This is a genomic window from Pseudomonas sp. NFIX28, assembly GCF_900107395.1.
GTDB lineage: Bacteria > Pseudomonadota > Gammaproteobacteria > Pseudomonadales > Pseudomonadaceae > Aquipseudomonas.
Window position 1 is genome coordinate 72,951 of record NZ_FNPW01000005.1, and the last position, 20,850, is coordinate 93,800.

Below are 20,850 nucleotides of genomic sequence, written 5' to 3' on the forward strand. Positions count from 1 at the left end.
AGGCTTGCCCGCGATCAAAAGCCACCCAGACCGCCCACCAGCCTGCGAACCCCGCCGCTCTCCGCTATCATGCGCACACCTTCGATTCGCGAGATTGCCATGCGTCGCCTGCTTTGCCTGCTGCTGTTCGTCCTTGCCCTGCCGGCGACCGCCGGCGGGTTGCTGGACAGCCGCCCCAGTTCGACCCTGGGCTCGATCAACAACAGTGCCGACTTCCTGCCGGTGCGCGAAGCGTTCCAGCTGAGCCTGCTGCAAAGCACGCCGCAATCGATCAAGCTGCGCTTCGTCGCCGCCGAGGGTTATTACCTCTACCGCCACCGCTTCCAGTTCCGTGCCGAGCCTGCCGACATCGCCCTGGGCGCTGCCCAACTGCCCAAGGGCGAGCAGAAACACGACGAGTTTTTCGGCGATGTCGAGGTCTACCACGGCATTCTCGATATCGAACTGCCGCGCCCCGCCGCCGATCAAAGAGCCTTCACCCTGGCCGTGACCTACCAGGGCTGCGCCGACAAGGGCCTGTGTTATCCACCGGAAACCGAGCGCCTGCCAATCGACGGCGCGGCCTCTTCGGCGAATGCCGCAAGCGCCGCCAGCCCTGCTTCCGCCCCTGGAAAAGCCGTCTGGAGCTGGCGTGAGCTGGCGCTGTTCTTCCTCGCCGGCATCGGCCTGACGTTCACGCCGTGCGTCCTGCCGATGCTGCCGATTCTTTCCGGCGTGGTGCTCAAGGGCCAGGTCGGCGGCTGGCGTGGCTTCAACCTGTCGCTCGCCTATGTATTGCCGATGGCGGCCTGCTTCGCCCTTCTGGGCGCCCTGATGGGGCTGTTCGGCGCCCAGCTCAATTTGCAGGCCCGCCTGCAATCGGCCTGGGTGCTGGTGCCCTTTGCACTGTTCTTCGCCGTGTTCGCCCTGGCGATGTTCGATGTCTTCGAACTCAAGCTGCCGCGCTTTATCAGCCAGCGCCTGGAACGCATCGCCGGGCGTACCGAAGGCGGCTCGCTGTGGGGCGCGGCGGTGCTGGGCGTGGTCTCCAGCCTGCTGGTATCGCCCTGCGTTTCGGCGCCCCTGGCGGGTGCCCTGCTGTATATCAGCGCCAGCGGCGATGCCTTGGGCGGCGCCCTGAAACTCTTCGCCCTGGGCCTGGGCATGGGCACGCCGCTGTTGCTGGTGGCCACCGGCGGCGCGGCCTGGCTGCCGAAAAGCGGGCCCTGGCTGGTGTATGTGAAAAACGCCATTGGCGTGCTGCTGCTCGGCCTGGCGATCGGCCTGCTGAGCCGGGTCCTGCCGGGCCAGGTCAGCCTGTTGCTGATTGGCGCGCTGGCGGCCGGCGTCGGCCTGTTCCTCGGCGCCCTGGAGTTTGTCTACAAGGCACCCCGCGAACGCCTGGCGCAGTTGCTCGGGCTGTTCCTGGTGTTTTATGCCTTGGCCTGCTGGTACGGCGCGCTCAGCGGCCAGACCGATCCGTTCAACCCGCTCGCCCGTCCACCGGTGGCGGCCATCGGCAGCCCCGGAAAAACCAGCACCGCCCAATGGCAGACGGTCACCACCCCCGGCGAACTCGACCAGGCCCTGGCCGATGCCCGAAGCGCCGGCGCCCCGCTGCTCCTCGACTGGTACGCCGACTGGTGCATCAGCTGCAAAGTCATCGAACGCGAGGTGCTCAGCGACAGCCTGGTCCTCGAGCGCCTGCAGGGCTATCGCCTGGTGCGCTTCGATATCACCGCCAGCAACAGCGAACAGCGCGCCCTGCTGGACCGCTATCAACTGTTCGGTCCGCCGGCATTGATGTTCTTCGGCAAAGATGGCGTCGAACGTGCCGAAGTGCGCGTAATCGGCGAAATCAGCGCCAGGGACTTCGCCGAACGCATTGCCGCGGCAAATGACCGGATTTAGTCAGTTGGTCACATATTTTGGCTAAACATCGGTCATCGTGCTGCCTATTGCAGAGAACTGGACAGTCACAAAGGCTTTGCGGCATAGTCGCCGAGTTCTGATAACCGCACATTCCAATCACTGCGCAATAACAAGGAACGGCAGATGGCGACCCTACTGGTTCTTCACGGACCCAACCTGAACCTGCTCGGCACCCGCGAACCGGGGGTCTACGGGGCAGTCACCCTGGCTGAGATCAACCAGGATCTGGAGCGTCGCGCTCGCGAGGCCGGCCACCATCTGCTCTACCTGCAAAGCAACGCCGAGTATGAATTGATCGACCGCATCCACGCCGCCCGCGATGAAGGCGTGGACTTCATTTTGATCAATCCAGCAGCTTTTACGCATACAAGCGTCGCATTACGTGACGCGCTGCTGGCGGTGAGCATCCCATTCATCGAAGTGCATTTGTCTAACGTGCACAAACGCGAACCTTTCCGCCATCACTCCTACTTCTCCGACGTTGCGGTGGGAGTGATCTGCGGCCTTGGCGCCAGCGGCTACCGACTGGCCCTGGAGGCCGCCCTAGAACAGCTTGAACGACAAGCAACAGCTTGAACGACAGGCAATAAACGCCCCTGACCGACCCTTGGGAGTTGATGATTCATGGATATCCGTAAAGTTAAGAAACTGATCGAACTGCTGGAAGAGTCCGGCATCGACGAGCTCGAGATCAAGGAAGGCGAAGAGTCCGTACGCATCAGCCGTCACAGCAAGACTCCAGCCCAGCAATACTACGCACCGGCACCGATGGCTGCCCCGGCCGCCGCACCAGCAGCTGCCGCTCCGGCCGCCGCTGCCGCACCAGCAGCTCCAGCTGCCCCTGTGCTGAACGGCAACGTTGCCCGTTCGCCGATGGTCGGCACCTTCTACCGCAAATCCTCGCCAACCTCGCCAGCCTTCGTTGAAGTCGGCCAGAGCGTGAAGAAAGGCGACACCCTGTGCATCGTCGAAGCCATGAAGATGATGAACCACATCGAAGCTGAAACCAGCGGTGTGATCGAATCCATCCTCGTTGAAGACGGCCAGCCGGTTGAGTACGACCAACCGCTGTTCACCATCGTTTGAACCGCGGAGAGCCAACGATGTCTGCGAAGTTGGAAAAAGTTCTGATCGCCAACCGCGGTGAAATCGCCCTGCGGATTCTGCGTGCCTGCAAAGAGATGGGTATCAAGACCGTCGCCGTTTACTCCAAGGCCGACAAGGAATTGATGCACCTGGGCCTGGCAGACGAATCCGTCTGCATTGGCCCGGCCTCCGCCGCGCACTCCTACCTGCACATCCCGGCGATTATCGCTGCCGCCGAAGTGACCGGCGCCACCGCCATTCACCCAGGCTATGGCTTCCTCGCGGAAAACGCCGACTTCGCCGAACAGGTCGAGAACTCCGGCTTCGCCTTCATCGGCCCGAAAGCCGAGACCATTCGCCTGATGGGCGACAAGGTATCGGCCAAGCACGCCATGATCGCCGCCGGCGTACCGACCGTTCCCGGCTCCGACGGCCCGCTGCCGGAAGACGAAGAAACCGCGTTGCGTATCGGCCGTGAAGTCGGCTACCCGGTGATCATCAAGGCCGCTGGCGGCGGCGGTGGTCGCGGCATGCGCGTGGTGCACAAGGAAGAAGACCTGATCTCCTCGGCCAAGCTGACCCGCTCCGAAGCGGGCGCGGCATTCGGCAACCCGATGGTCTACCTGGAGAAGTTCCTGACCAACCCACGTCACGTGGAAGTCCAGGTACTGTCCGACGGCCAGGGCAACGCGATCCACCTGGGCGACCGCGACTGCTCCCTGCAGCGTCGCCACCAGAAGGTGCTTGAAGAAGCGCCGGCTCCGGGCATCGACGAAACCGCTCGCCAGGAAGTCTTCGCCCGCTGCGTCAAGGCGTGCATCGACATCGGCTACCGCGGCGCCGGTACCTTCGAGTTCCTGTACGAGAACGGTCGCTTCTACTTCATCGAGATGAACACTCGCGTGCAGGTAGAGCACCCGGTGTCGGAAATGGTCACTGGCGTCGACATCGTCAAGGAGATGCTGAGCATCGCCGCTGGCAACAAGCTGTCGATTTCCCAGAAAGACGTGGTCATTCGTGGCCACGCCCTGGAATGCCGGATCAACGCCGAAGACCCGAAAACCTTCATGCCAAGCCCAGGCACGGTCAAGCATTTCCATGCTCCGGGCGGCAATGGCGTGCGCGTCGACTCGCATCTGTACAGCGGTTACGCGGTTCCACCGAACTACGATTCGTTGATCGGCAAGCTGATCACTTACGGGGCAACCCGTGAAGAAGCCATGGCGCGCATGCGCAATGCGCTGGACGAAATCGTGGTCGACGGGATCAAGACCAACATCCCGCTGCACCGCGACCTGACCCGTGACGAAGGCTTCTGCAAAGGTGGCGTGAACATTCACTACCTGGAGCACAAGCTGGCCGGTCAACACTGATCGACACCGCACCAGACCGACAAGGCCGCTTTCGAGCGGCCTTGTCGTTTCTGGCGCAAAACCTGTAGCCGCCAGCGCGCTCGCGGTCCGCACAGGCGGCCCATTACCGGCGCAGCCCGTCAGTCGCTATCGCGAGCACGCTCGCCCCTACAAAGGATGGGGCTGCCCGGGGAAATGGCGCCTGGCGTGTCGTCTTCTGCGCCTCGCTCGCGTAAACTTGCGCGCTTCTCGCAGCCCGCTAGGCTGCACATTACATATTTCAAAGGTGCCCGCCATGCCTTGGCTGCAAGTCCGTCTCGCCATCAGCCCAGAACAAGCCGAAACCTACGAAGACGCTTTTCTCGAAGTGGGCGCCGTTTCGGTGACCTTCATGGACGCCGAGGATCAGCCAATCTTCGAGCCGGAACTCAATACCACCCCGCTGTGGAACCATACCCACCTGCTGGCCCTGTTCGAAGACGGCACCGAGGCCGCCAGCGTGCTGGCCCACCTTGAGCTGCTGACCGGCAGCCCGCTGCCCGAACACCACAGCGAAGTGATCGAAGACCAGGACTGGGAACGCAGCTGGATGGACAACTTCCAGCCGATGCGTTTTGGCCGGCGCCTGTGGATTGTCCCGAGCTGGCACGCCGCGCCCGAGCCGGACGCGGTCAACCTGCTGCTCGACCCGGGCCTGGCCTTCGGCACCGGCACCCACCCGACCACCGCCCTGTGCCTGGAATGGCTCGACGGCCAGGACCTGAAAGACTGCAACGTGCTGGACTTCGGCTGTGGCTCCGGGATCCTGGCGATCGCCGCCCTGCTGCTGGGCGCCAAGCAAGCCGTGGGCACCGACATCGACGCACAGGCCCTGGAAGCCTCCCGCGACAACGCCGGCCGCAACAACATCGCCGAAGCGCTGTTCCCGCTTTATCTGCCCGAAGACCTGCCGCAGGTCCAGGCCGACGTCCTGGTCGCCAACATTCTCGCCGGCCCGCTGGTTTCCCTGGCCCCGCAGCTGTCCAGCCTGGTCAAGAGCGGCGGGCGCCTGGCGCTGTCGGGCATCCTCGCCGAGCAGGGCGAAGAAGTCGCAGCCGCTTACGCCCAGGACTTCGACCTGGATCCAATCGCCAACCTCGATGGCTGGGTACGCATCACCGGCCGTCGGCGCTAAAATGGCCGCCTGTATGAACCGGATCGCCGCATGACCGACAGCTTCGTCACCCAGTGCCCGCATTGCCAGACCAGCTTCCGCGTCAGCCACGCTCAGTTGAGCGTGGCCCGTGGCGTGGTGCGCTGCGGCTCGTGCCTGCAGGTGTTCAACGCCGCACGGCAGTTGCTCGAGCAACGCGCTGGCAAGGACGCTGTCGCCAAACCTGCCGCACCTTCCACTCCGGCCGCCCCTGCCGAACCGCAGGAGCCGCCACCACCGCGCGCCATCAGCCAGAAGCAGTGGAACGCCACCGAACTTGACCTGGACAGCCTCGACCTGGACGAGGAACTGGCCAAGCTCGAACAGCGGGAAATCCAGCCAGCCAAGACCTTTGGCCAGGAGCGCCCGCCCAGGGAAAGCGCCCTCAGCGCCCGCCGTGACCAGCCGGACGCCGAAGAGGAACATTGGCCCGACAGCCTGTTCAGCCAGCCATCCGGCGCCCGCGACGACCTCGACGAAAAGCCCGAGCCGCCTGTCGACACCGGCCGGTCTGGGCGCACCGAACCGTCGCTGTCTTTCAACCTGGATGACCTGGAAGACGAACCCAAGGCGGCCTCCCTGGTCCTGGACGACGACCTCGAGCCCACGCCGCAGCACATTTCCCTGAGCGCCGACGAGCCCGACGAGATCGAGCCGCCCCCCAGCCCTGCGCCCCGCCACAAGCGCGGCCGCGCCGAACCGGCAACGCCCGACGCCGTGCTGCTGGACCTGGAAGACGATCCGATCCAGCTGGACTGGCAAAAACGCCGTTCGCCCTGGGGCCGCCGCCTGCTCTGGAGCCTGTTGATCCTGCTGGCCGCCGCCGGCCTGGCGGGCCAGTACATCGCCTACCATTTCGACGAACTGGCGCGCCAGGACCAATACCGCCCCTGGTTCCAGAAACTGTGTCCCGAGCTGGGTTGCACAGTGCCTTCGAAGGTCGATATCGGCCGCATCAAGAGCAGCAACCTGGTGGTGCGCAGCCATCCGGACTTCAGCGGCGCCCTGGTGGTGGATGCAATCATCTACAACCGCGCGCCGTTCTCCCAGCCCTTCCCGCTGCTGGAGCTGCGTTTCGCCGACCTCAACGGGCACCTGATCGCCAGTCGTCGCTTCAAGCCCGGCGAATACGTCAAGGGCGAACTCGAAGGCGTGTCGGAGATGCCGCCGCAGACACCGATCCACATTGCGCTGGACATCCTCGACCCGGGCCCCAAGGCGGTCAATTACAGCCTGAGCTTCCACTCGCCCGAGTAGGACGCGGCATCCGGCCGCAGGCCGCACTGGATGGCGGCGGTTGTTAGCTGTTGTTCGCCGACCAAACGGTTGGCAATAACGGAATAACTGTTCAGATTTTATCCAGTTCAGCCTTTATCCGGTCATCGAGAGCGGGTATCATGCCAACCCTTTTTCGAACTCTCATGATCCGGCCCCACAACAGGGAAGTCCTATGTCGGCGGTACGCATCGGCCCATATACATTGCACAACGGCTTGATTCTCGCCCCCATGGCGGGTGTCACCGACCAGCCCTTTCGTCAGCTTTGCAAGCGGTTGGGCGCAGGCCTTGTAGTCTCGGAAATGGTCACCAGCGACATGAGTTTGTGGAACAGTCGCAAATCGCGCCTGCGCATGATCCACGAGGGTGATCCCGAGCCGCGCTCGGTACAGATCGCCGGTGGCGATGCACAGATGCTGGCGGATGCCGCCCGCGCCAACGTCGAGTTGGGCGCACAGATTATTGATATCAACATGGGTTGCCCGGCAAAGAAGGTCTGCAACAAGGCCGCCGGCTCCGCGTTACTGAAAGATGAAGATCTGGTGAACGAGATCCTGCATGCCGTCGTGGCTGCAGTCGATGTGCCGGTCACCCTGAAGATCCGTACCGGCTGGGACCGGGCGAACAAGAACGGCCTGACGGTGGCGAAGATCGCCGAACAGGCAGGCATCACGGCATTGGCGGTCCATGGTCGGACCCGGGCCGACCTGTACACCGGTGTTGCCGAGTACGACACCATCGCCGCGATCAAGCAGGCGGTGTCGATACCGGTATTCGCCAACGGCGATATCGACTCGCCCGAGAAGGCCCGCTACGTCCTTGACGCTACCGGTGCCGACGGGCTGTTGATCGGCCGGGCCGCCCAGGGGCGGCCATGGATTTTTCGCGAGATCGAACATTTTCTGCGTACCGGACAAACCCTGCCGGCACCGGAGCTGTTCGAAGTGGAACGTATTCTGCTTGAGCATCTGGCCGCGCTGCATGCCTTCTATGGAGATGTCATGGGCGTACGCATTGCTCGCAAGCATGTGGGCTGGTATCTCGCGACCCTGCCGGGCGCCAGGGAGTTTCGCGCCCACTTCAATCGTTTGGAAGATACGGAAGCACAGTGCGCCAACGTTCGTGAGTTCTTTGCCGAGCGTTACAAGAGCCTGGTGACAGGGGACGGAGAGGGGGTGGCCGCATGACGATGATGACCGAGACTTTAGTGAGTGGAACAGCACCCGTGAGCGACAACGTGAATTTGAAACAGCACCTCAATACACCGAGCGAAGAAGGCCAGACCCTTCGCGGGAGTGTCGAGAAGGCGCTGCACAATTATTTCGCCCACCTTGAGGGCGCGGCCGTCACGGACGTGTACAACCTGGTGCTCTCCGAAGTCGAGGCTCCGTTGCTCGAGAGCGTGATGAACTACGTCAAGGGCAACCAGACCAAGGCCAGCGAGTTGCTCGGCCTGAACCGCGGCACCCTGCGCAAGAAACTCAAGCAGTACGATTTGCTGTAAGCATTCAATCAAACCAGAAAGGCGCCCGCGTAAAACCGGTCGCCTTTTTTGCTGACTCCTTTGCTTTTGATGGAAATTGAGATGACCGACCAGACTACCCGCCTGCCGATCCGCCGCGCCTTGATCAGTGTTTCCGACAAGACCGGGATCCTCGAATTCGCCAAGGAGCTGGAAGCCCTGGGCGTGGAGATCCTCTCCACCGGCGGGACCTTCAAGCTGCTGCAGGACAACGGCGTGGCCGCAGTGGAAGTCGCGGATTACACCGGTTTCGCGGAAATGATGGACGGCCGGGTGAAGACCCTGCACCCGAAAATCCACGGCGGTATCCTCGGTCGTCGCGGCATCGACGACGCCATCATGAACGAGCACGGCATCAAGCCGATCGACCTGGTAGCGGTCAACCTCTACCCGTTCGAAGCCACCATCTCCAAGCCGGGCTGCGACCTGCCGACCGCCATCGAGAACATCGATATCGGCGGCCCGACCATGGTTCGCTCGGCGGCCAAGAACCATAAAGACGTGGCCATCGTGGTCAACGCCAGCGATTACGCCCAGGTCCTGGAAAGCCTCAAGGCCGGCGGTCTGACCTACGCCCAGCGTTTCGACCTGATGCTCAAGGCCTTCGAACACACCGCGGCCTATGACGGCATGATCGCCAACTACATGGGCACCGTGAACCAGGCGGCCGAAACCCTGACCACCGAAGGCCGCAGCGAATTCCCGCGCACCTTCAACAGCCAGTTCATCAAGGCCCAGGAAATGCGCTACGGCGAGAACCCGCACCAGAGCGCGGCGTTCTACGTTGAAGCCAAGCCTGCCGAAGTCGGCATCGCCACCGCCACCCAGCTGCAAGGCAAGGAACTGTCGTACAACAACGTGGCCGACACCGACGCCGCGTTGGAATGCGTGAAGAGCTTCGTCAAGCCGGCCTGCGTCATCGTCAAGCACGCCAACCCGTGCGGCGTGGCCGTGAGCCCGGACGCCGAAGGCGGTATCCGCCAGGCCTACGAACTGGCCTACGCCACCGACACCGAATCGGCTTTCGGCGGCATCATCGCCTTCAACCGCGAACTGGACGCCGAGACCGCCAAGGCCATCGTCGAGCGTCAATTCGTTGAAGTGATCATCGCCCCGAGCGTCAGCGAAGAAGCTCGCGCCGTGGTGGCAGCCAAAGCCAACGTGCGCCTGCTGGCTTGCGGCGAGTGGTCGGCGGACCGCGTCCCGGCCTGGGACTACAAGCGCGTCAACGGTGGCCTGCTGGTACAGAGCCGCGACATCGGCATGATCGGCGCCGACGACCTGAAAGTGGTGACCAAGCGCGCCCCGACCGAACAGGAAATCCACGACCTGATCTTCGCCTGGAAAGTGGCCAAGTTCGTCAAGTCCAACGCCATCGTCTACGCCAAGAACCGCCAGACCATCGGCGTCGGCGCCGGCCAGATGAGCCGCGTGAACTCCGCCCGTATCGCCGCGATCAAGGCTGAACACGCCGGCCTGCAAGTGCAGGGCGCAGTCATGGCGTCCGATGCGTTCTTCCCGTTCCGCGACGGCATCGACAACGCGGCCAAGGTCGGCATCACTGCGGTGATCCAGCCAGGCGGCTCGATGCGCGACAGCGAAGTGATCGCCGCCGCCGACGAAGCCGGCATCGCCATGGTCTTCACCGGTATGCGCCACTTCCGCCACTAAGTATCAATGGGGCGCCACCCTCCCTGTAGCCGCTGCCGAAGGCTGCGATAGACCCGAAGGGTCTTCAGCGATCTGAATCCTGCAACCGCTTCGCGGTTGATCGCAGCCTGGCGGCAGCGGCTACAAAGTCAGGCTTGCGCGCTTCCCCAAATTAGCGTCATCCGAGGTTTTTGAAATGAATGTACTGATCATTGGTAGCGGCGGTCGTGAACACGCCCTGGCCTGGAAAGTCGCTCAGGACCCACGGGTCGAGAAGGTCTTCGTGGCTCCGGGCAACGCCGGCACCGCCATCGAAGCCAAGTGCGAAAACGTGGCCATCGACGTCCTGGCCCTCGAGCAGCTGGCTGACTTTGCCGAGAAGAACGTTTCGCTGACCATCGTCGGCCCGGAAGTGCCGCTGGTGGCTGGCGTGGTCGACCTGTTCCGCTCCCGTGGCCTGGACTGCTTCGGCCCGACCGCTGGCGCTGCGCAGCTGGAAGGCTCGAAGGCCTTCACCAAGGATTTCCTCGCGCGCCACAAGATCCCGACCGCCGACTACCAGAACTTCACCGAGATCGAGCCAGCCCTGGCTTATCTGCGGGAAAAAGGCGCGCCGATCGTGATCAAGGCCGATGGCCTGGCCGCCGGTAAAGGCGTGATCGTCGCCATGACCCTGGCCGAGGCCGAGGACGCCGTGCGCGACATGCTGGCTGGCAATGCCTTCGGCGACGCCGGTTCCCGCGTAGTGATCGAAGAATTCCTCGACGGAGAGGAAGCCAGCTTCATCGTCATGGTCGACGGCAAGAACGTGCTGCCAATGGCCACCAGCCAGGACCACAAGCGCGTCGGCGACGGCGACAGCGGCCCGAACACCGGCGGCATGGGTGCCTACTCCCCTGCCCCGGTGGTGACTGGCGAAGTGCACCAGCGCGTGATGGACCAGGTGATCTGGCCGACCGTGCGCGGCATGGCCGACGAAGGCAACGTCTACACCGGCTTCCTGTACGCCGGCTTGATGATCGACAAGGCCGGCAACCCGAAAGTCATCGAGTTCAACTGCCGCTTCGGCGACCCGGAAACCCAGCCGGTAATGCTGCGCCTGCAGTCGAGCCTGGTGCTGCTGGTCGAGGCCGCCCTGGCCCAGGCGCTGGACAAGGTCGAAGCGCAATGGGATCCACGTCCGAGCCTGGGCATCGTCCTGGCAGCCGGCGGCTATCCTGGTGACTACGCCAAGGGCGCGGTGATCGAAGGCCTGGACGCGGCCGCCCAACTGGAAGGCAAAGTCTTCCACGCCGGTACCGCGCTCAAGGACGGTCAAGTGGTGACTTCCGGCGGCCGCGTGCTCTGCGCCACTGCCCTGGGCGAAAGCGTAGGTGCCGCGCAGCAGCAGGCTTACCAACTGGCAGCTAAGATCGATTGGCAAGGCTGCTTCTACCGCAAAGACATCGGTTACCGGGCCATTGCCCGCGAGCGTGGCGAAAATCAGGAGTAATCCTGTCTTCCGGTCAGGCAAGGGCCCCAGGCCCTTGCCGGACTGCTCCAGCGCCGCGCATAGTTATAATCTGGCATCAACCTACGAAGGGATTTCGCCGTGCGCTGGCTCAGGACTGCCATAGGTTTCACCGTCACTCTGCTGACCCTGCTCTGCTTGATCCCGGCCCAGGCCGCACAAGGCAGTAATTGGGCCGTTTTGCTCGATGAACAGGCCGACCTGCAACTGCGCGACATCCGTTCCCCGCGCTACACCAATCAATTCAGCCCGATCGAACTGGAACGCATTACCGCCGCCGAACCCGGAGGCGCGTTATGGCTGCGTTTCAAACTGCAACCGGGCAAGCACGAACAACTGCTGCGAATCTTCGCCCCCGACCTGTCACGCCTGGACATGTATGTGCTGGACGGCGACAACCTGGTCGAGCAGCTGACCTCCGGCACCCAGCAACCCCAGGCCGAACGCCCCCTGCCCAGCAGCGACTTCATGCTGCCGCTGCCGCAAAGCGAAAAGACCCTCGATGTCTACGTGCGCCTGGTTTCCGATCATCAGCTGCGCCCTTACATCACCCTGCAATCGGCGGTCATGACCGCGGCCAACCAGGGCCAGAGCGTGTTGTACGGCCTGCTGTTCGGCTGCATGGGCATGCTGATGCTGCACAACCTCGTGCGCTATGCCTACACCCGCTCGCGCAGCAGCCTGTGGCTGGCCTCCTACGAAGCCCTGGTGATGCTTAGCCTGGCACTGATGCTCAACCTGTTCGGCCCCTGGCTGCCGGACTGGCACGCGATACAGACTCCCGGCGCCTACCTGGCGCTGCTGCTGACCACCCCGTGCGGGCTGATGTTCGTCTATCGCTTTTTTGCCCCGCTGGGCTCGCATCCGCTGAACAAGCTGCTGCTGGTCGACATCCTGATGGTCGGCCTGTGCAGCCTGTTGCTGCTGTTCGTCGACTCGCTGCCGCTGAACCTCATCACCTACGGCCTGGTGGCCCTGGTCGGCCTGAGCATGCTGTTCATCGCCAGCTATCACTGGCACAAAGGCTACCGCCCGGCGCGCTTCTTCGTGGCCGGCATGGGCATCTTCAATATCGGTGCGTTGATCGTGCTGCCAGCGTTGCTGGGGCTGACCATGGTCGCGCCCCAGGGCCTGATCATTACCTTGCTGGTAACCATGTGCCTGAGCGGGCTGGCGATGAGCATTGCCCTGGGCGAACGCCAGCGCAGCATCACCGAGAACGAGTTCAGCGTCAGCCGCGACCTCGCCGCGAGCAACGCCGAGGTCAATGCCAAGGCCGAGTTCCTGGCCAAGATCAGCCACGAAATCCGCACGCCGATGAACGGCGTGCTGGGCATGACCGAACTGCTGTTGGGCACGCCGCTGTCGGTCAAGCAGCGCGACTATGTGCAGACCATCCACAGCGCCGGCAACGAACTGCTGACCTTGATCAACGAGATCCTCGACATCTCCAAGCTCGAGTCCGGGCAGATCGAGCTGGACGACGTGCAGTTCGATCTCAATGCGCTGATCGAAGACTGCCTGAACATTTTCCGCGCCAAGGCCGAGCAGCAGAACGTCGAGCTGATCAGCTTCATCCAGCCGCAGGTGCCACGGGTCATCAGCGGTGACCCGACACGCTTGCGCCAGGCCATGCTCAGCCTGCTGGAAAACGCCCTGAAGAAGACCGACGAAGGCGAGATCCTGGTGGTGGTCGCCCTCGACGAACGCACCAGCAAACCGCGCCTGCGCATCGCCGTGCAGGACAGCGGCCAGCCGATGGAGGCCGAGGAACGCGAAGCCCTGCTGCACTCGGAACTGCACAGCAAGAACTTCCTCGCCGGCACCCGCCTGGGCGGCAATCTGGGCCTGGTCATCGCCCGTCAGCTGATCCTGCTGATGCACGGCGAGTTCGGCATCAAGAGCAGCGCCAACCAGGGCAGCACCCTGTGGCTGACCCTGCCGCTGGACCCGGAACGCCTGGAGCATCCGACCTCCGACCTCGACGGCCCGCTGCAAGGGGCGCGGGTGCTGGTGGTGGACGACAACGACACTTGCCGCAAGGTCCTGGTGCAGCAATGCAGTGCCTGGGGCCTCAACGTCAGCGCCGTGCCTTCGGGCAAGGAAGCCCTGGCCCTGCTGCGCACCAAGGCGCACCTGCGCGATTACTTCGACGTGGTGCTGCTCGACCAGAACATGCCCGGCATGACCGGCATGCAACTGGCGGCCAAGATCAAGGAAGACCCGAGCCTGAACCACGACATCCTGCTGATCATGCTCACCGGCATCAGCAACGCGCCGAGCAAGGTCATCGCGCGCAACGCCGGGGTCAAGCGCATCCTCGCCAAACCGGTGGCCGGCTATACCCTCAAGACCACCCTGGCCGACGAGCTGACCCAGCGCAACAAGGGCCAGTTCGTCCCCCACCAGGCCCATGCGCTGAGCGGGGTTGCGGTGCCGGTCAAGGTGCCGAGCGACTTCCGCATCCTGGTCGCCGAGGACAACAGCATTTCCACCAAGGTGATCCGCGGCATGCTCGGCAAGCTCAACCTGCAGCCCGATACCGCGAGCAACGGCGAAGAAGCCTTGCAAGCGATGAAAGCCCAGCGCTACGACCTGGTGCTGATGGACTGCGAGATGCCGATCCTCGACGGTTTTTCCGCCACCCAGCAGCTGCGGGCCTGGGAAGTCGGCAACCAGCGCGTGCGCACGCCAGTGGTGGCACTGACCGCGCACATCCTCACCGAACACAAGGAACGCGCGCGGCAGGCCGGCATGGACGGGCACATGGCCAAACCGGTGGAGCTGTCGCAATTGCGCGAATTGATCGAGCACTGGGTGGCACAGCGCGATCAGCAGAACCGCATCACGGCGCAACCGTCCTGAGCCGACAGCACGACAAACGCCTGTTAAACTCCGCTCGCCCTCCTTCGCTGTGAGTTTGCGCCATGCTCCATGTGCTGTTCAGCGTTTACCTGAAGATGCTGGTGCTCTACAGCCCCTTCTTCGTCTTGTCCTGTTTTATCAGCCTGACCCGCGGTTATTCCAGCAAGGAGCGTCGACGCCTGGCGTGGAACGTCGCGCTGGCGACCCTGGTCTCCAGCGTGTTGCTGTATCTGTTCGGGCGGGTGATCTTCAGTGTCTTCGGCATCACCGTGGACGCCTTCCGCATCGGTGCGGGCAGCGTGCTGTTCATCTCGGCGCTGGGCATGGCCCAGGGCAAGTCGGCGATCCAGACCGACAACGTGCAGCAGGACGTGACCATAGTGCCGCTGACCATCCCCCTGACAGTCGGCCCCGGCACCATCGGCGCCCTGCTGGTGATGGGCGTCGGCCAGCCCCACTGGGACGACAAACTCACCGCAATCCTCAGCATCGCCCTGGCCAGCTTCACGGTCGGCGTGGTGCTCTACCTGTCCAACCGCATCGAACGCATCCTGGGCGAGCAAGGCTTGCAGATCGTCAGCCGGCTGATGGGCCTGTTCGTCTGCGCCCTGGCGGCGCAGATCATCTTTACCGGGGTCAAGGGGTACCTGGGTTAACGGCAGCGACACGCTTACAAGCGGCGTGAACAAGCAGGCTCACTGGAGACAGTGAGCCTGTGCTTTTTCTGGGGTGAAACTCAGATCGTCTAGCGGGCATTGCCTGAACCTGTAGCCGCTGCCGCAGGCTGCGATAAGGCCGAAGGCCTTCGGCGGTCTCAAGACCTTTGCGTCCGCTTCGTCGGAATGCCGCCCAGGCCGATCGCAGCTTCGCGGGGCTCGGCAGCGGCTACAGGATTCGGATTCGGATTCGGATTCGGATTCGGGTTCGGGTTCGGGTTCGGGTTCGGGTTCGGGTTCAGGCTTGCGTGGGCGGGCGACTGCCGTCGAGCAGCGCGTCCACCACACCCCGCGCCATCTCCACGTTATGGATCAGCGACCAGATCAGGCCACGCTCCACGCCACTGGCCCGCTCGGTGATCTCATCGGACACCTCCTCGGCCGCCTTGAGCAAGATCGAAACGTGAAGCAACGCCTCTTCGGCGCTGATGCCTTCACGCACGCAAAACAACGAGTCATTGCCCACCGCACGCCCCGCGGTGGCCCCCAATGACTGCAGGAAAACCACCTCCGCCGAACCGTTGGCCAACGAATGCCGGACCGCTTTATTGGTCAGCTTGTGCCCTGGATTGCGACGTGCGGAAGAGCGAGAAACGGGTGGATCGGGGACGAGCTTTTTCATGGTGTAACTCCCGAGCAATGGAGCTTTCACCCGTCGCTGCTAAACGATTGAGGGTGGCAGCTGGACGCGGGTTAGCAGACCAGGGCTCAGGAACCCGGCGCACCCGAAGGTGCCCCACGTACAGCCGCCATAACAGGCCTGTCAGAATAAAATCCGACCAGGAAGGCATGGCACTTGGTACGCCTGAGATTTGTCGAGCTGCTAAACCCGATCACTGAAAACCAGTGACAAACCCGAGGCTAGACAGCGCCCTTCCCAGACGCAAGCGGCCCGGAGTTTCTCGGAAAAGCCTTACAAAAGAAAGCGAAGAACCTCACTTTCAGACAGTGCCTTACACGAACTAACGCCCCCCCCTGTAGCCGCTGCCGCAGGCTGCGATAGGACCGAAGGTCCTCCAGCGGTTTCAAAATCCCTGCGCCCCCTGCGGGGTCGATCGCAGCCTCGCAGGCTCGGCAGCGGCTACAGGGTTTAGCGCCGACCGGTAGGTCGCGCATGGCGCAGCTTTGGCTTTTGATCTTGATCCACCCGCCCCTTCGGGACGCCGGAGCGAGGGAACCTGAGCGCAGCGAAGGCCGTACGCCAGGGGCGAGACCTTTTGGTTACTTTTGGCTGGGCCGGCATTCCGGCGTCTGAAAAAAGTGAGTCGCCGTAAGGGCGGAACCCTAAGTGGCCGTTACCGCAGAAACGGATATGTACCCCGTCCAAAAAATGCATCGCCAGCACAGACGCCATCGCGGGCAAGCCTCGCTCCTACGGCGGTTCGAGGTTGCCTAGGGTTTCTGCCCGTACCACCTCGGCGTATACACCCACTCCCCGCCTCCAGCCTTGGGAAACACGCAGGTGGTGGATGAGCCAATCAAAACCATGGTGCGCATATCCACCTGCTCCGGCGTCAGCTCGCCCAGGGTGATGACGCGCAACGTCTGCCCCGGCCGCCCGATATCCCGCCCCAGCACCACCGGCGTTTGCGGCGTGCGGTGCTGGCGCACGATCTCCAGCGCGCGCCCCAGTTGCCAAGGGCGCGAGCGCGAGATCGGGTTGTAGAACGCCAAGGCCAGATCGGCCTGGGACGCCAGGTCCAGGCGCTTCTCGATGATTGCCCAGGGCTTGAGGTTGTCCGACAGCGACAGCACGCAGAAATCATGCCCCAGGGGCGCGCCAGCCTGTGCCGCGGTGGCCAGGGAAGCGGAGACGCCAGGAAGGATTTCCAGCTCGACCTGGTGCCAGCTCGGCTCGCTGGATTCGTGCAGCGCTTCCAGTACCGCCGCGGCCATGGCGAAGACCCCCGGGTCGCCGGAAGACACCACCACCACCGAACGGCCTTGGGCGGCAAGCTCGAAGGCGTGGCGTGCGCGCTGCATTTCCTCGCGGTTGTCGGTGCAGTGCATGACCTGGTCGGCACGGAACGGGCCGGCCATGCGCACATAGGTTTCATAGCCAAGGATATCGTTGGCGCGCGCCAGCTCGGCCTTCACCGCCGGCACCATCAGTTCGGCGGCGCCGGGGCCCAGGCCGATCACCGCCAGGCGGCCACGGGGGCGGCCGATCTGCTGCGGGTCCAGCGGCTGGCTGGCCACGGCAATGGCGATGTCTTCACCCACGCTGAGCGCCGGCAGCAGTTGCGGCACGGCCTGTTGCGCCAACTCGGCGACGCTGCCCGCCGCCGGGGCAAAACGCAGCGGCACGCCCAGCTCGGCGGCGGCTTCGCGCAAGGCCGGGCTGGCCATATCGCGGTCGGCGGCGAGCAGGCAGGCGACCGATTGCACGGCGATTTTCTTCTGGTGCAAGGCCTCCCGCAGCGCGTCGGCGCCCGCAATGTTGCCGTTGCAGGCAATCAGCACGCTGCGCGGATAGATCAGCAGTTCGTTGGCGGCCGGCTCGCACTCGGCCGAACCGACGCGGATGGTCAACCGGGCGTGCCGATCTTCCGGCAACCGCGCCTCGGCCAGCCAGGGCGCGGCGCCTTCGATGCGCACGCTTTCACCGCCCAGCAGGTCGGAGACGAAACGCTTGCCCAGTTCCAGGTCGCCCAGGGCATAGCCGCTTGGAGGGTTGAGCAGGCAGGTGCCGAAGCGCAGCTCGCCGCTGGTGGTGATGGCCGCCGCCACACCCAGGCCGGCGGCGATTTCCCGGGCCATGACGTTCACCCCGCCCAGGCCGCCGAGCAACGGCACCACGGCGCTGCCGTCTTCGGCCACGGCCAGCACCGGCGGCTCCGCGCCCTTCTCCAGCAGCAGCGGCGCCAGGGTGCGGATGACGATGCCCGCGGCGCACAGGGCAATGATTGGTGTGCCTTGCTGATACAGCTGACGCAGGGTCGCGCCGAATTCCTGGTACGAGCGGTCTGCGCCCTCGACCCTTTCGGCCAGGCCGTGGATCAGCGCGTCCGGGTACAGCTGCTGAAGTTTGCGCGCAGTCGCCAGGCTGCCTTGGCCAAGGATGACGATGGCCGGCGCGGAACGGGCCATCAACCTTGCCACCTTTCACCGGGCACGATGATCAGCGAGAAATACGGCGAAGACATCGGCTGCACTTCATCGAGCGGCACGATCTTCTGGTTGGCCATGGTCGCGCGCTCGACGTACAGCGCGCGCCCGGCCAGGCCCAGCTCTTCGAGCACCTGGCGCACCTTGGGGAAGTTGCGCCCCAGCTTCATCACCACCGCCGCGTCGGCATCGGCCAGGCGGCGCTTGAGTTCGTCATGGGGCAGCACGCCGGACAACACCGACAGGCTCTGGTTGCGATACACCAGCGGCGCACCCAGCACCGAGGCGCCACCGAGCATCGAGCACACGCCCGGCACCACTTCGGCCTGGTAACGCTCGGCCAGGCGGTCGTGCAGGTACATGTAGGAGCCGTAGAAGAACGGGTCGCCTTCGCAGATCACCGCCACATCGCGGCCGGCGTCCAGGTGTGCGGCCAACTGCTCGCTGGCGGTGTCGTAGAAATCGCTGATCACCTGCTCGTAGGACAACGGCGCCGGCAGCGCTTCGGTGGTCACCGGGTAGACCAGCGGCAACAGGGTCTGCGCATCCTGCAAATGCGCTTCGATGATGCCGAACGCATTGCCCTTTTTACCCTTGGCGACGAAGTACGCCACCACCGGCGACTCGCGCAGCAGGCGCAGGGCTTTCACGGTAATCAGTTCCGGGTCACCGGGGCCCACGCCCAGGCCGATCAAACGTCCAGGTTGCTGCATCATTCGATCTCCGTGGCCAGGGCGTTGACGGCGGCGGCGGCCATGGCGCTGCCGCCCAGGCGGCCTTGCATGATCACGAAAGGCACGCCGCGGCTGTCGGCGGCGAGCATCGCCTTGGACTCGGCCGCGCCGACGAAACCTACCGGGAAGCCGAGGATCAGCGCCGGTTTCGGCGCACCGGCGTCGAGCATTTCCAGCAGGTAGAACAGCGCGGTCGGGGCGTTGCCGATCACCACCACGCTGCCTTCCAGGTACGGCCGCCACAGTTCCAGGGCCACCGCCGAGCGGGTGTTGCCCAGCTCGCGGGCCAGCTCCGGCACGCTTTCGTCGCGCAGGGTGCAGATCACCTGATTGTTCGCCGGCAGGCGCGCGCGGGTGATGCCTTCGGCGACCATGCGCGCATCGCAGAGAATCGGCGCGCCAGCGGCCAGGGCAGCGCGCCCGGCCTGGCCCGCGCCTTCGGAGAACTGCAGGCCGTCGATGGCGTCGACCATCCCGCAGGCATGGATCACCCGCACCGCGAGCTTCTCCAGGTCAGCGGGAATGCGATCGAGCCTGGCTTCTTCGCGAATGATCGCGAAGGAGTTGCGATAGATCTCCTGACCGTCGCGGATGTAATCAATCATGGGTGTTGCTCCGTGGGCGGGCATCGAGCAATGCGCCGGCCGCTTCAAGGGAAAGGTTGCGTGCGTGCAGCGTGCCGAAACCCGGCTGCGCGGCATCGCGAAAATAGAGGTCGTAACGACCGGGGGCGACGGCCAGCAAAGTGACCGGGGCCACATGAGCCGCGGCGCAGGAGCGCGAGCAGCCGGACAGATGCACGTCCGGCTGCTGGCCGTGGCGCTGGAGTCGGGCGGCCAGCTTCACCGCGTCGCCCTTGGTATCGGCCAGGGCCTTGGCGCAGCCGCTGGAACCGGTGCAGGCAATCAGGTGGGCCAGGGCCTGCTCTGGCGAACAGAGAAACCCCAGCTGTTGCAGGCGGAGCGTGGCTTCAGGCGCGTCTTCGGCCCGTAGGTTCGGCAGTAGCAGGCTTTGCCAGGGGGTAAACCTCAGGCTACCGTCGCCCCATTGCTCGGCCAACTGCGCCGCGCCGCGCAGCATCGACGGGTCCAGCCGCCCCAGGGGCGTGACGGCGCCGACATAGACCTGGCCCGGCTCCCGCTGTGGATAAGTGCCGATATGCAACGGCTCGGAAGGAGCCACGCGCTGCCAATCGCCCACCCGGATCACCGGCCCCGGCAAGCGCGCGGACACCTGCGCCAGCAATTCAGCCGCCGAGTGTTCCGCCAACAACTGGCGCATGCGGGTCTGTTCGGGGCGGGCCAGGTCGAGGAACAGCTCCAGCACCGCCACCACCAGGGCCAGCCCATCCTCCAGCGCCACGCTGGCCAGGGGCGGGTCCCCAGGGCAACCGGCCAGGCCGAAAGCCAACCAGGGCTCGCCCGCGCCTTCGAACGCCGAAAGCCACAAGTCGTGGGGATGCTCCAGCATGGCCAAGGCTTCGCCGCCATCGAGCAGCACGGCGAACTTGGGCGACAGCTCATGAAAGCGCGGATGGCTCTGCAAGGTGGCGAGAATCTGCCCGGCCAGGGGGCGGGTGTCGACGATCATCGCCCGGTCGATCCCGGCCGTGGGGCTGAGCATCAGGTTGCGCACGTCGTCGCCGGCCGCGGTGGTCGGCCCCAGGCCGGCGGCCAGCAGTTCGGCGATCAATGCCTGATGTTCGGCACCGATGCCGCGGATCTGCAGGTTGGCGCGGTTGGTCGCCTCGATCACCCCGCCGGCATACCGCTCGGCCGCAGCAGCCACCGCGCGGGCCTGGGCGGCGCTGATCGCCCCGCCGGCCAGCTTGATCCGGCAGATACCACCATCCAGTGCCGGGACGATACGCAGCAACCCCGGACAGGCCGAGGGGCGTAAAGCGGTGGACATCGGACGTTCGTTCAAG

17 protein-coding genes are annotated in these 20,850 nt (G+C 64.4%); 12 read left to right on the forward strand and 5 right to left on the reverse strand.

Going from position 1 to position 20,850, the window contains the following annotated elements:
• Positions 1-99 precede the first annotated feature (99 nt).
• From BLV20_RS11460 to BLV20_RS11515, 12 genes are all read left to right on the forward strand, one after another.
• Positions 100-1,890, forward strand: a complete 1,791-nt coding sequence (locus tag BLV20_RS11460; RefSeq protein ID WP_092301225.1) for a protein-disulfide reductase DsbD — start codon at positions 100-102, stop codon at positions 1,888-1,890.
• Between the two features lie 144 nt (positions 1,891-2,034).
• Positions 2,035-2,487 carry a type II 3-dehydroquinate dehydratase gene (gene aroQ, locus BLV20_RS11465; RefSeq protein ID WP_092301228.1) on the forward strand — a complete coding sequence of 151 codons (453 nt, stop codon included), beginning with the start codon at positions 2,035-2,037 and terminating at the stop codon, positions 2,485-2,487.
• Positions 2,488-2,535: 48 nt separating this feature from the next.
• Entirely contained in the window at positions 2,536-2,997 is a 462-nt protein-coding gene (accB, locus tag BLV20_RS11470; RefSeq protein WP_092301231.1) for an acetyl-CoA carboxylase biotin carboxyl carrier protein, read from the forward strand.
• Between the two features lie 17 nt (positions 2,998-3,014).
• Positions 3,015-4,370: an acetyl-CoA carboxylase biotin carboxylase subunit gene (gene accC / locus BLV20_RS11475; protein ID WP_007921646.1), complete on the forward strand. Its 1,356-nt coding sequence runs from the start codon at positions 3,015-3,017 to the stop codon at positions 4,368-4,370.
• Positions 4,371-4,644: 274 nt separating this feature from the next.
• Positions 4,645-5,523: a 50S ribosomal protein L11 methyltransferase gene (gene prmA, locus BLV20_RS11480; protein ID WP_092301234.1), complete on the forward strand. Its 879-nt coding sequence runs from the start codon at positions 4,645-4,647 to the stop codon at positions 5,521-5,523.
• A 30-nt stretch (positions 5,524-5,553) separates the two neighbouring features.
• Positions 5,554-6,798 carry a DUF3426 domain-containing protein gene (locus BLV20_RS11485; protein ID WP_092301237.1) on the forward strand — a complete coding sequence of 415 codons (1,245 nt, stop codon included), beginning with the start codon at positions 5,554-5,556 and terminating at the stop codon, positions 6,796-6,798.
• 193 nt (positions 6,799-6,991) lie between these two features.
• The gene (dusB, locus tag BLV20_RS11490; RefSeq protein WP_092301240.1) at positions 6,992-8,005 is read left to right on the forward strand and encodes a tRNA dihydrouridine synthase DusB; all 1,014 of its coding nucleotides are present in this window, start codon (positions 6,992-6,994) and stop codon (positions 8,003-8,005) included.
• A complete protein-coding gene (fis, locus tag BLV20_RS11495) occupies positions 8,002-8,322 on the forward strand; it encodes a DNA-binding transcriptional regulator Fis (RefSeq protein ID WP_007921650.1) in 321 nt (106 codons plus the stop codon). The genes dusB and fis overlap by 4 nt, the downstream gene beginning before the upstream one ends.
• Positions 8,323-8,403: 81 nt before the next feature.
• The gene (purH, locus tag BLV20_RS11500) at positions 8,404-10,011 is read left to right on the forward strand and encodes a bifunctional phosphoribosylaminoimidazolecarboxamide formyltransferase/IMP cyclohydrolase (protein ID WP_092301243.1); all 1,608 of its coding nucleotides are present in this window, start codon (positions 8,404-8,406) and stop codon (positions 10,009-10,011) included.
• 175 nt (positions 10,012-10,186) lie between these two features.
• Positions 10,187-11,482, forward strand: a complete 1,296-nt coding sequence (purD, locus tag BLV20_RS11505; RefSeq protein ID WP_092301246.1) for a phosphoribosylamine--glycine ligase — start codon at positions 10,187-10,189, stop codon at positions 11,480-11,482.
• 99 nt (positions 11,483-11,581) lie between these two features.
• Positions 11,582-14,365 carry a hybrid sensor histidine kinase/response regulator gene (locus BLV20_RS11510; RefSeq protein ID WP_092301249.1) on the forward strand — a complete coding sequence of 928 codons (2,784 nt, stop codon included), beginning with the start codon at positions 11,582-11,584 and terminating at the stop codon, positions 14,363-14,365.
• 62 nt (positions 14,366-14,427) lie between these two features.
• Entirely contained in the window at positions 14,428-15,021 is a 594-nt protein-coding gene (locus BLV20_RS11515) for a MarC family protein (protein WP_092301252.1), read from the forward strand.
• A gap of 298 nt (positions 15,022-15,319) precedes the next feature.
• On the opposite strand, the gene BLV20_RS11525 is transcribed toward BLV20_RS11515, so the two are convergent.
• The 5 genes from BLV20_RS11525 to cobG form a co-directional block, all read right to left on the reverse strand.
• Positions 15,320-15,703 carry a hypothetical protein gene (locus tag BLV20_RS11525; protein ID WP_092301255.1) on the reverse strand — a complete coding sequence of 128 codons (384 nt, stop codon included), beginning with the start codon at positions 15,701-15,703 and terminating at the stop codon, positions 15,320-15,322.
• A 770-nt stretch (positions 15,704-16,473) separates the two neighbouring features.
• A complete protein-coding gene (gene cobJ / locus BLV20_RS11530) occupies positions 16,474-18,171 on the reverse strand; it encodes a precorrin-3B C(17)-methyltransferase (RefSeq protein ID WP_092301258.1) in 1,698 nt (565 codons plus the stop codon).
• A complete protein-coding gene (locus BLV20_RS11535; protein WP_092301261.1) occupies positions 18,171-18,902 on the reverse strand; it encodes a precorrin-2 C(20)-methyltransferase in 732 nt (243 codons plus the stop codon). The genes cobJ and BLV20_RS11535 overlap by 1 nt, the downstream gene beginning before the upstream one ends.
• Positions 18,902-19,528, reverse strand: coding sequence for a precorrin-8X methylmutase (locus BLV20_RS11540; RefSeq protein WP_007932940.1), 627 nt, complete (start codon positions 19,526-19,528; stop codon positions 18,902-18,904). The genes BLV20_RS11535 and BLV20_RS11540 overlap by 1 nt, the downstream gene beginning before the upstream one ends.
• Positions 19,521-20,834, reverse strand: coding sequence for a precorrin-3B synthase (gene cobG / locus BLV20_RS11545; RefSeq protein WP_092301264.1), 1,314 nt, complete (start codon positions 20,832-20,834; stop codon positions 19,521-19,523). Before cobG ends, BLV20_RS11540 begins: the two co-directional genes overlap by 8 nt.
• Positions 20,835-20,850: the final 16 nt, after the last annotated feature.